Origin of the sequence: Prevotella sp. SGI.167 (assembly GCF_050313615.1) — a bacterium.
Taxonomy (GTDB): domain Bacteria; phylum Bacteroidota; class Bacteroidia; order Bacteroidales; family Bacteroidaceae; genus Prevotella.
Genome location: NZ_JBNPLT010000053.1, coordinates 1 through 11,161 on the forward strand (window position 1 = coordinate 1; position 11,161 = coordinate 11,161).

Annotated in this window: 13 protein-coding genes and 2 pseudogenes; 13 read left to right on the plus strand and 2 right to left on the minus strand. The window is 39.6% G+C overall.

The features are described from left to right. From ACQRBJ_RS15275 to ACQRBJ_RS15330, 12 genes and pseudogenes are all read left to right on the plus strand, one after another. On the plus strand, positions 1-670 hold a 670-nt coding region (locus tag ACQRBJ_RS15275; RefSeq protein ID WP_445304133.1), incomplete at its 5' end, for an acyltransferase family protein. 371 nt (positions 671-1,041) lie between these two features. Continuing rightward, positions 1,042-1,401: a hypothetical protein gene (locus ACQRBJ_RS15280; protein WP_445304134.1), complete on the plus strand. Its 360-nt coding sequence runs from the start codon at positions 1,042-1,044 to the stop codon at positions 1,399-1,401. Positions 1,402-1,422: 21 nt separating this feature from the next. Continuing rightward, a complete protein-coding gene (locus ACQRBJ_RS15285) occupies positions 1,423-2,133 on the plus strand; it encodes a hypothetical protein (RefSeq protein ID WP_334564851.1) in 711 nt (236 codons plus the stop codon). Further along, complete coding sequence (locus ACQRBJ_RS15290) at positions 2,133-2,729, plus strand: hypothetical protein (RefSeq protein WP_006848201.1); 597 nt, start codon at positions 2,133-2,135, stop codon at positions 2,727-2,729. The genes ACQRBJ_RS15285 and ACQRBJ_RS15290 overlap by 1 nt, the downstream gene beginning before the upstream one ends. A 71-nt stretch (positions 2,730-2,800) precedes the next feature. Then, positions 2,801-3,976 (plus strand): glycosyltransferase, encoded by a 1,176-nt coding sequence (locus tag ACQRBJ_RS15295; protein WP_445304135.1) that lies wholly within the window; start codon positions 2,801-2,803, stop codon positions 3,974-3,976. Between the two features lie 102 nt (positions 3,977-4,078). After that, positions 4,079-4,933 carry a hypothetical protein gene (locus ACQRBJ_RS15300; RefSeq protein WP_441938388.1) on the plus strand — a complete coding sequence of 285 codons (855 nt, stop codon included), beginning with the start codon at positions 4,079-4,081 and terminating at the stop codon, positions 4,931-4,933. 153 nt (positions 4,934-5,086) lie between these two features. Beyond that, on the plus strand, positions 5,087-6,298 hold the full coding sequence (locus ACQRBJ_RS15305; protein ID WP_441934444.1) for a radical SAM protein: 1,212 nt from the start codon (positions 5,087-5,089) through the stop codon (positions 6,296-6,298). 155 nt (positions 6,299-6,453) lie between these two features. Continuing rightward, complete coding sequence (locus ACQRBJ_RS15310; RefSeq protein WP_445304136.1) at positions 6,454-7,566, plus strand: glycosyltransferase family 4 protein; 1,113 nt, start codon at positions 6,454-6,456, stop codon at positions 7,564-7,566. A 159-nt stretch (positions 7,567-7,725) separates the two neighbouring features. Next, positions 7,726-7,839, plus strand: a pseudogene (locus ACQRBJ_RS15315) (dTDP-4-dehydrorhamnose 3,5-epimerase family protein); the annotation flags it as partial. Between the two features lie 509 nt (positions 7,840-8,348). Then, complete coding sequence (locus ACQRBJ_RS15320) at positions 8,349-8,564, plus strand: dephospho-CoA kinase (protein WP_445304137.1); 216 nt, start codon at positions 8,349-8,351, stop codon at positions 8,562-8,564. A 121-nt stretch (positions 8,565-8,685) separates the two neighbouring features. Continuing rightward, positions 8,686-8,994 carry a PIN domain-containing protein gene (locus tag ACQRBJ_RS15325; protein WP_445304138.1) on the plus strand — a complete coding sequence of 103 codons (309 nt, stop codon included), beginning with the start codon at positions 8,686-8,688 and terminating at the stop codon, positions 8,992-8,994. Between the two features lie 10 nt (positions 8,995-9,004). After that, positions 9,005-9,178, plus strand: a pseudogene (locus tag ACQRBJ_RS15330) (dTDP-glucose 4,6-dehydratase); the annotation flags it as partial. 626 nt (positions 9,179-9,804) lie between these two features. Here the strand turns inward: ACQRBJ_RS15330 and ACQRBJ_RS15335 are convergent. Next, positions 9,805-10,074 carry a putative toxin-antitoxin system toxin component, PIN family gene (locus tag ACQRBJ_RS15335; RefSeq protein ID WP_441937434.1) on the minus strand — a complete coding sequence of 90 codons (270 nt, stop codon included), beginning with the start codon at positions 10,072-10,074 and terminating at the stop codon, positions 9,805-9,807. Beyond that, positions 10,055-10,381 (minus strand): type II toxin-antitoxin system RelB/DinJ family antitoxin, encoded by a 327-nt coding sequence (locus ACQRBJ_RS15340; RefSeq protein ID WP_118086191.1) that lies wholly within the window; start codon positions 10,379-10,381, stop codon positions 10,055-10,057. Before ACQRBJ_RS15340 ends, ACQRBJ_RS15335 begins: the two co-directional genes overlap by 20 nt. A 615-nt stretch (positions 10,382-10,996) precedes the next feature. Here ACQRBJ_RS15340 and ACQRBJ_RS15345 point away from each other — a divergent pair. Further along, positions 10,997-11,161: DEAD/DEAH box helicase family protein (locus ACQRBJ_RS15345; protein ID WP_445304139.1), on the plus strand; the 165-nt coding region annotated here is incomplete at its 3' end.

Sequence of the window (11,161 nt, forward strand, 5' to 3'; positions counted from 1 at the left end):
CACATCAGCAAAAGTAAGAGAAAATTCCTCTTCGCTGGATGGGTTGCGTGCTTACGCTGCTGTAGGTATTGTGCTGATGCACGTTCGGGCTAATCTTATGATTAAGCCAAGTGATAACATCTTGACTGGCAATGTGATTCCGTGGTTCACAAATTTCACATTACTGTTCATGATTATAAGTGCGTTCAGTATGTGCTGTGGATATTATGAACGAGTAAAGTCGGGAGCAATAACTCCTGCGAAGTTCTATGTTAAGCGCTATCATCGTACCTGGCCATTCTTTGCAATGATGGTGATGATTAGCTTTGCGATGGAACCATCCTGGAGTACGTTTTGTCAAAGCTTTGCAGATTTGACAATGTGCTTTAATCTCTTGCCTAATCCAAATATTGAAGTGATAGGTGTAGGATGGTTCTTAGGTACGGTATTTACGTTCTATATGCTTTTCCCTTTTTTTACTTTCCTGTTGGATAATAAGAAGAGAGGATGGATGGTACTGGTGTTATCACTGCTATTCTGTTATATAGCAATAGATACTTTTAATAATGGTAATGGATTCTGTCGTAGTAATATTATTAATAGTGCTCCTTTCTTTATCTCTGGTGGTATGATTTATCTTTATCGTCAGGGTATCAAGAGTTGGGTAGAGAAGCATTGGATAATAGCATAGGCATCGTGTCTTGTATTTACTATATTAAGATTTGTTGTTGACATCAAAGGGTTGTTTATCTTACCTGACCTTATTGTATTTGCAGCTTGGCTGATGTATGCCATAGGTTCAAAGGATATTGTATTGAACAACAGGGTCGCTAAGTACCTAAGCGGTATTAGTATGGAGATTTATCTCTGTCACATGATGTTTTTTAGGGTAGCAAGTATGTTGCATCTGGATAAGTTTATTCACAACAATGACATGCTGTATGTAGCTACTTGTATTGCAACATTGATTGGTGCGATATGTTTTTCGCATGTTATCAAATATTATGTGTTTAAGCGTATTGAGAATAAAAGACGTTAATAGATAATTAATATTTTTTTATTATGATGAATCTTGAAATTAGAAAAGTTGCTGATAATGCAACTGATGAAGAGCGAGTGGTGTTGTATGCACTCGCAGACTGTAATCTCAATGATTATTTGTTGTTTGATTCCACCTATGATGAAGAAGGAAACATCTCTAATAAGCATAGGCATATGTTTGTCTTTCCTGATCAGAATGTGAAGAAAGGCGATTTTGTTTGGATCTATTCAAAGGATGGAAATGCATACAAGCGTCGCAATAATTCTAATACAACTACATACATTTTGTTTTGGGGATTGAATTGCCATGTTTGGAATAATGATGGCGATACTGTTCATCTTATTCATTATGATGGGTATGTCTTTAAAAATGTAAAATGAAATGATTAAAAGTTGTGAGTGATGAAGGAAAATATTGAAAGTAAGTATGTTGGTAATCGTAAAATGATTATCGAACTACGTCTTAAAGCAAAACCGATAATAATTGACCGTATTGGAGAATTAGCCGAAAGAATGGAAAATGAAAAAGTTTTTTCTAACACAAGCTGGGAAATTAATAATAATGTGTTGGCGATTCGTAATAATACTATAAAGGAGGATGCTTCTGATTTCTTTTCCATTTCCTTCAACAAGATTCATTACATTTCAGATAGAATTGATAGTGTTGAGGCTTTTTATGGAAAATTTAAAAAAATCTATGATATTGTTCGTTCGGTGATTAATGATATAACAATTTACAGAATTGGTTGTCGCATTATTGGTAGCTATAAGACAAAACAAAATGATTATACTAAGATATTAGATAATATAAAAGCTTTGTTCCCAACTAGCTTTTTATTGTCAAATTATCCAATGAAGGACATGCTTTTCCGTGTAAATTACGAAAACGGTATGTATCAAATCGGCCCTGTCAATAGAGACGATGATTTCTTTCATCGTGAATTTCCCGATACAAAGATTGAAAATCATGTTGGTTTTGCTATTGATACAGATAATTACTTAACTAATGAAGTGCAGAGCATAGATAAGCCGGAACTCATCAAGGATATCTTTGAACTATCCTTGTCTGTAGAGAAAGATTTGTTTGATAATCTATACAAACTCAATTCATAATGGGAGTTAGAAATAAGAAAAATCTTACTGATGTAAAAGAATCTGGGTCTTATGATGTAAAGTTGGCTAGAAAGAAAATAAGAAATTATATTTCTCCTTCTCGATACAGGAATAGGGCAGGTCAAACATCAAATGCTTCTGTTGAAAGGAAGGGACAATTTCGTTCTGATTCGAAAGATAGTATAGAAGATCATACATCCTATACTTCGTCAAATGAGTTTTCTACAGATAACATCTCCAGATTAGATAATAGGCTCACCAATTATGAAACGCATAATACGGAAGCTCATGATAATCTCCGTAAAGAGTTGGAAACTAAGATTGAAATAGCTAGGAAGAACAATGCTAAAGAAATCGAAAAGGCAGAGAAAAGGTGCTTCGCTTATGTTGATGGTAAAACAAAAGAAAGTAAGTTTTTTACTTATTTTAAGTGGATACTTGGCATTGCTGTTCCTCTTTTATTAGCTTGGTTTGCAAATAGTTACAATAAGACATCAAATAAAGTTTTTGAGAATGAGAAACATTTGCTTAAAATTGAATATAAAGTAAACAACATGCAGAGGCAAAAGAATGACAGTATAGAGCACAAGAAGTAGTTTGGTTCGAACTTTTTGTGGCTGCTGGAATTCGTGCTATAAATGTTGTTTCAGAAAAATGTCGTAATACAATGAAGATTTTATTAGCAAATAAGTTTTATTACCGTCGTGGCGGTGATTGTATTTATATGCTCAATCTAGAAAAGCTGCTGAAGGCGCATGGGCATGATGTGGCGGTATTTGCCATGGACTATCCGGAGAATCTGGATACGCCTTGGAAGAAATACTTTCCAAAGAATATGAGCAAATTGATGGCTTTTACCCGTCCGTTTGGTGATGGGGAAGTGAAGAGCAAGTTCTCGCAACTGCTGAATGACTTCAAGCCAGATGTGGTGCATCTGAACAATATCCATACGCAGCTTTCTCCGCTGATAGCCAAGTTGGCGCATGAATACGGAGCAAAGGTGGTTTGGACATTGCATGATACCAAACTCGTTTGTCCTTGCTATACCTGCATGAGAAATGGCAAGTGGTGCGAGGAGTGCTTTACGGATAAACTGGCAGTGGTGAAGCATCGCTGTATGCCGGGAAGTATCCCTGGGGCAATCGTGGGTTATCTGGAAGCTAAGAAATGGAACAAGGAGGTTCTGCAGAAATATGTGGACTGGTTCCTTCCTCCATCGAAATTTATGTTGGATACCTGTGTGAAGGGCGGTTATTCTCCAGAGAAGTTCAAAGTGCTCTGCAACTTCATCGATGTGACTAAACTTCCGGAGCTTTCTTCAAAGACTCAGATAAAGGAAGACTACTATGTCTATCTGGGACGAGTGAATGAGGTGAAGGGTGTGAGAACCTTGTGTAAGGCGGCTGCTCAGCTCGACAAGAAATTGATCGTAATAGGTGATGGTGAGCTGCTTCCGGAACTTAAGGAAACTTATAAGAACTGTTCTCATATCGAGTTCAAGGGGCAGATGCAATGGGAGGAGTTCATGCCTATCCTCCAGAAGGCTCGAATGATGGTGCTTCCTGCAGAATGTAGCGAGAACAATCCTCTCACCGTGATTGAGGCACAAAGCCTTGGCACGCCTGTTTTAGGTGCAAATATTGGTGGTATTCCGGAACTGATAGAGGAAGGTGTGAGCGGTATGACCTTCACGTCGGGTGATGTTGAGGATTTAAAGGATAAAATCCTCAAGATGTTTGAACATCACTTCGACTATGAGGCGATTGCGAAGAATGCCATCGAGAGGTATTCTAGTGAAGCTTACTATGAGAAGCTGATGAAGATATATGAAAAATCGTTTTGAGCGAATTTTCGGATAAATACTGTTAAAAGTGATAGGATAATGATGTGAGTTCATTAAATTATCCTTATCTTTGCAGAAACGTTATAAATGAAACATAAGACTATGCAACTAGAATTTGAAGGACAGACTCATAGTATTGATGCCAATACTCTAGTGAATATTTTGATTCACTATCAATCTGTTGTCACTGAGGCTAACAAGCAACTCAGTGGGGGCGCTCGTGAGGTTACGCTTAAGGTGAATGCCTTGAAGCAAGGCTCTTTCGTGGTAGATGTATCTGTGGCACAGAATATTGTAGAACAATTGTTCTCAAAAGATGTTGTAGAATACGTGGCTGCTTTGTGTGGTGTAGTAGGTGGTGTATATAAGCTATATAAGCATTTCAAAGGTAGGCCTGTCAAGACTAAAGAGGAGAAGAAAAATGCTGATACAATTCTTAAAATGGGAGATAATGTAAATATCACGATTAATACTTATAATCAGCAAATTGTAAGACAAGCAGTCTCTAAATCAATGGAAACAGCAAATGATGATCCAAGTGTGGAAGGCTTCACTGTCAAAGGTGATGGTGGTGAGAAATGTGCTGAATTTGAGCGTAAGGAATTTGAGGATTATATTTATGATGGATTTGATACGGAAGATGCTGTGCCAGAGGAAAGAATTGAGGAGGAAATCACAACTCTTGTCATAGTTGGCTTAAACTTTGAACGTGGTTCTCGCTGGCAATTCATGTATAATGGATTTAAAATCTCCATGATAGTCAAAGATGATGCTTTGATGCAGAAAATTGATGAAGGTGAGAGATTTGGTAAGGGAGATGCCATCAAAGTGAAACTCAGAAGAGTGCAGAGGTATAACAAGGAATATCGTGCATACGAGAATAAGTCATATCGTATAGTTGAGTTTATTGAGCATATCATTCCTCAAAAACCTCTGAACCTATTCGAAGAAAAATAAGGAAAGGTCTATTTACTTTCTTGAAAAACACAAACTGAAATTTTATTAGATTTTTTTATACAATAATTTGGTTAGCAAGAGCTTTCGAAAGAATGTTCTTGCTAATCCTTTATACGTTTATTTTTTCACAAAACAATAATAGATTATTTTATTATGGCAGAAAAGAAATTAAATGGTACTGTCATTGTAACTTATCGTTGCAATGCGCGTTGTTCAATGTGTAATCGTTACAAGGCTCCTTCTAAACCAGAGGAGGAAATCTCTATAGAGACTATTAAAAAGCTACCAAAGATGTACTTTACCAACATCACAGGTGGTGAACCTTTCATCCGTACGGACTTGAAGGATATCGTACGTGAACTTTATAAGAAGAGCGACCGTATCGTAATCTCTACCAACGGCTTCTTCACCGACCGTATCATCGACCTGGCGAAGGAGTTCCCTCAGATTGGTATCCGTATCTCTATCGAGGGTTTGGAGCAGACCAACAATGAAATCCGTGGATTGAACAATGGTTTCAATCGTGGCTATACAACCCTGAAGAAACTCTGCGAGATGGGATTGAAGGATGTGGGCTTCGGTATGACCGTTCAGGACAAAAACGCTCCAGACCTCGTGCCTCTCTATGAACTGAGCAACAAGATGGGTATGGAGTTCGCGACCGCATCGCTCCATAACTCATTCTACTTCGTAGAGGCTAAGAACATCATCCACGACCGTCCGATGGTGGCTAAGAACTTCGAGAACCTGGTGAACGAGCTCTTGAAGTCTAACTCTCCTAAGAAGTGGTTCCGTGCTTACTTCAACCATGGACTCATCAACTATATCTATGGTCAGAAGCGCCTCTTGCCTTGCGATATGAGTTTCGATACCTTCTTCATCGACCCATACGGTGATGTGATGCCATGTAATGGTACCAAGGATAAGGAGGTGATGGGTAACCTGAACCGTCAGAGCTGGGATGAACTTTGGAGTTCTCCAGAGGCTGAGCTGGTTCGTAAGAAGGTAAGACATTGTGACAGAAACTGCTGGATGATCGGTTCTGTTTCTCCTGCCATGCACAAGTACATCAAGACTCCAGCCCTGTGGGTGGCTAAGCACAAGCTGAAGAGCCTGCTCGGTATGAAGTACTCTATGTATGAGAACCCTATCTGCTGCGAATATCGTGATGGTAAGGTGACCAAGGAACAGCTTGACAAGCTTTCTACCTGCGATATGAATGCTGTGGTAAACAACGGTCTTTCTGCCGATTCAAAGGAGGCTTTGAAGGGTAAGCGTGGCGAGGATATCGTGAACGCTGACGTGGCTAGCCAGGGTTATGAGGCAACCAAGAAGGAAACTGATAGAAATATTGAAATCAAGTAATCACTTGATTCTCTTATGATTGATAAGAAGCCACAGTGCGGAGAACATCGACACCAAGATGATGCCGAAGTACTGTATGGCTTCTTTGATATAGTTTGAAATCTTATTCATGCCTGCAAAGGTAATACTTTTATTTTGAAAATCTTTAGTTTTTTATGAAAATAGTTGTAACAGGTACTCGTGGTATCCCGAATATCATGGGTGGCGTGGAGACGCATTGTGAGGAATTGTTCCCTAGAATGGTGGAGCGTGGGTATGACGTAACGTTGATCCGCCGCTCGAACTATGTGAAGGATGACTTGCATGAATGGAAAGGTGTGAAACTGGTGACGATTCCTTCGCCTAAGAAGAAGAGTTTCGAGGCTATCATCCATACTTTCCGTGCCATCAAAGAGGCAAAGAAGTTGGGAGCTGATGTATTGCATATCCATGCCATCGGTCCTGCCTTGCTGGTGCCATACGCCAAACTGTTGGGCATGAAGGTGGTGTTTACACATCATGGTCCTGACTATGACAGGGACAAGTGGGGATTTGCTGCCAAGACTATCCTGAAGATGGGTGAGCGTATGGGCTGCATGTTTGCCGATGATGTCATCGTGATCTCGAACGTCATCAAGAACCTCATTGCCCGTAAATATGGAAGGACTAAGAATGTACACCTTATATATAATGGTGTTTCTGAGCCTGAAATCTGCGACTATCCTGAATATTTCAAGGAACTGGGGATAGAGAAAGGCAAGTATATTCTGGGTATGTGCAGATTTGTGCCAGAGAAGAACCTGCATCATCTGGTGGAAGCGTTCGTGAAATGGAAAAAGACGCACACGGATCTCACGGATTCCACGGATATAAAGTTAGTGTTAGCAGGCGATACGGATTTCGAGGATGAGTATTCGTTGGGATTGAAGCAGATGGCAAGGGAGAATGGTGTGGTGCTTACTGGCTTTATCAAAGGCAGAAAGCTTCATTCGCTGTTGACGAATTGCCGTTGCTATTGTCTTCCATCTTCGCACGAAGGTTTACCGATTGCCCTGTTGGAGGCGATGAGCTATGGTGTAAAGGTAGTAGTGAGCGATATTCCTGCGAATCTGGAGGTTGGCTTACCAAAGGATGATTACTTCCATTGTGGCAACGTGGATGAACTTTCGGAAAAGCTCGGAAAGATTATCGAGACTCCATTGCAGCATATTGAATATGATATGAGCAAGTATGATTGGGACCAGATTGCTGATGAAGTAGGAGGAGTGTATCAAGGGTTGAAGAAATAATGGTTGTATCAAAGCAACAAAAGATATTTAGGTGATCAGTATGGCAGATAATATATGGAATAAAATATAGATATTTCGGACGAATACTTCCCGCTCCCCTTTTGTTTAATCTACTTTTCGGGGATGGAGCCTAGTAGCCCGATTTTACTATAATTGATAATGAACGTAAAAAAGACAGGTATTGAAGGCGTACTCATCATTGAGCCTCGCCTGTTTAGAGATGCTCGTGGTTACTTCTTTGAGAGCTTCAGCGAGCGTGCGTTTAAAGAGAAGGCCTGATGGTGGTATCTCGATACTGGATGATTCTCTAGGTATCGATTGGCGCATTCCTACGGAACATGCTAATCTTTCGGAATAGGATACGAAACATCAGGTATTGAAGGACTTTGAAAGTCCTTTCGAGTACTAAAAGAAAGAGGTTTTCCTAAAAATATTGAGGTGATTTTTTCGAAAACCTACCCGTCCTTCCTTACCCTTAAGGAAGGCTCCACCTTTCACCCCGGCCCTCTCTCCTCAGGAGCGAGGGAGAAAACCGCCCTCCGGTGCTCGGAACCGCTACGCTATAAGGTTGGTGGACCATCAAAGGTCTTCGCCAAGTTGTGCGGGCTGGGACCGCCTGGGGAATAGCTGTTTACAGTTAATAGTTTATAGTTTACAGATTTTTGTGGTAATTGGCTGATGAGTTGCAGATTTCTTTTGATATTCTTGGTGGTTTCGAAGAAAAAGCGTAACTTTGCGGTTAGAAATTAATAAAGTGAATTATTATGGCACAGTTAGCAACAATGAATCAAGCTCAATTGCAAATCCTCGATATGCTGTCATTTATAAAGACTCCTGAGGCTTTGCGAGATTTGAATAAGGTAATCTCTGATTATTTTGTTCAGATGGCTGATGCAGAATTAGATAGAATGTGGGATGAAGGAACCTTGAATGAAGAACGTATCGAGAGTTTCCGGCATCTCCATGAACGTACTCCATACAATAAACCAACTTTATAGTCATTAGATTATTAAAATGAATATTGTATTGGATACAAATAGTTTGATTATGTCTATCGCCCCTAGAAGTCCGTATCGTAAGGTGTAGAATGCTTTTCTTAGAGGCGATTATAACCTTTGTGTGTCCAATGAAATAATAGAGGAGTATTCAGAGGTTTTATCTCGTAATATATCCCCTCAAGTTTCTGAGGCCATAGTTTATGCTATATTGACTAGACCCAATATAATTCGCAAAGATCCTCATTATACTTTTGCTTTAATTGAGGCAGATAAAGATGACAATAAGTTTGTAGATTGTGCCATTGCTGCAAATGCAAAGTGTATTGTTACAGAAGATAAACACTTTAAGGTCCTGGAAAATGTTCCTTTTCCTAAAGTGGAGGTTATAGGTATAGAGGATTTTAAATGTTATTTGGATAAGTGGATATAGGTTTATGTACAAGTATGCCTTCTACTCTAGAAAGTTGCAGAAGGAACTCGGCTGGAAGCCATCTTTCCAGTTTGAGGAGGGTATCGAAGAAACGGTGAAGTGGTATCTCGAGAACCAGGAATGGATGGATCATGTTACTTCTGGGGAGTATCAGAAGTATTATGAGGAGATGTATTGTAAATAGCATTTTTCGAAAACCTACCCGTCCTTCCTTACCATTAAAGAAGGTTTTTCGAATCCCTCCGTCTCCCTTTAGCCAAAGGGAGCTCCACATCCTAACCAAGCCACAATAGGCTTTACGACCCTTTCGGTTCCCCTCACAGGGGACAGAAACCCTTCTCAGACGGGAAGGATGTAACCGCCCTACAGTGCTGAATTTTCTACCTCTCCGTCTCTCCTGCAAGGAGAGCTCCACTTTCTCCCCAAGCCCCTCTTCCTCAGGAAGCGGGGATGTAACCGCCCTCCGGTGCTCGGAACCGCTACGCTCTAAGGTTGGCGGGGCATCAAAGCCCTCGCCATCTTGTGCGGGATGGGACCGCCTGGGGGGACTTTAAAAGGTAAAAGGGTAAAAAAGTAAAAAGGTAAAAGAAATCTGCGTCATCTGCGAAATCTGCTGAACGATCATGTCAGAGCAAAATGAGAATAGGAGCGACTATTTTTGTGTAATTTGCTGATAACTTGAAGATTTCTTGTGATTTTCTTGGTGGTTTCGAGAAAAAAGCGTATTTTTGCGACTGTAAGTTGAATATTTAATAATTGGAGGATTGGTTATGGTTGTATATGTAGCAAACCCACTTTATGATGCTGTGTTCAAATACTTGATGGAGGATGACCGCATAGCGAAGACCATTCAATTCCGTTTTGCTTTACAAGTTCTATAACTGTGCAGATTTGGTCGTTTGACAACTTGAATTTTGCGCGATGAAGCACTTCATCGTATTCTTTTATAATGTCATCATTATATAAAGGTATAATACGATGAAGGAACAAACTTTCAAGAACTCTTGCTGTTGAAGCATTTGAATTGTGAGTGATAAGGGCTGATACAAATATGTTTGTATCAATGACTGCATATACCATTGCGTTCTTTTCTTAATCGTCTGACTTCTCTGATTTCTTCATTGATTTCATCAAGCGTGAGTTCTGGGGTTTCACCTCTTTCTGCTTTAGCTCTAAGTTGCTTGAAAGCAGCCTTTGCTTTTGCAGTCACTTCATCTTCTTCTTCATTCTTTGCCTGAATGGAGAATGGAATGCTCTTACTGCGAATTACTGCCTTTACAAAGATGTTGATGGCGGTATTCGCACTCATACCGAACTGCTCGCAGAGTTTATCAAACTGTGCTTTCTGCTGGTTGTCCATACGGACTGTCATTGCTGTCTGTGCCATAAGTCCAAAATGTTTAATTAATAATCATTCTGACTGCAAATATACATCATTATGGCGTAAAATGGTGCGGCAGTATTAATAATTTAATAAAGATTAATAGTTGAATGAATGATATAACTGCTTGTTTCGCTTTCCTGAAGTATTGCCTTGGAAATAAGGAGAAATATGCATTTCTTCTGGAGACTTAAACACAGGAGATAATCTTTCGGAATCTTCTTTTCTTGAAGCCCTATTTGGGCTGGAGTTTGGTCACGCAAATTTCGCAGATGACGCAGATTTTCTTCTTTGCTGTTTATTAGTCCCACAGATTTCACGGATTTACACAGATTCCTTTTGATTTTCTTGGTGGTTTCGAAGAAAAAGCGTAATTGTTGCGCTAACAAAACGAATCGGATGCGGATATACACTTTAATTGCCTAATATCTGGAAAACACAAAAGGATTAGATTTTAAATTTTAATTATATACTTTAAGATAGGCAGGGCTTTTGATGAAGCTCTGCCTATCTTTTTGACTTTTCTTTTTTTAAAAAAGATACCATATTACTTTTTAACATACTGATAGGTGTCACTGCTTGGAATATAGCAGGGACGCTATATTTATTATATGCTTTTATATGAAGAATATCAAACTCTTTGATTACCAAGAGGATATGAGGGTACGGATTGAGAAGGCGTTGCGCCTTCATCGGTCCGTTATGGCACAAATGCCAACGGGTACGGGTAAAACGGTTCTACTCGCTTCGGTCGTAGAATCGTTTTTGAGGGAACATTCCGATTGT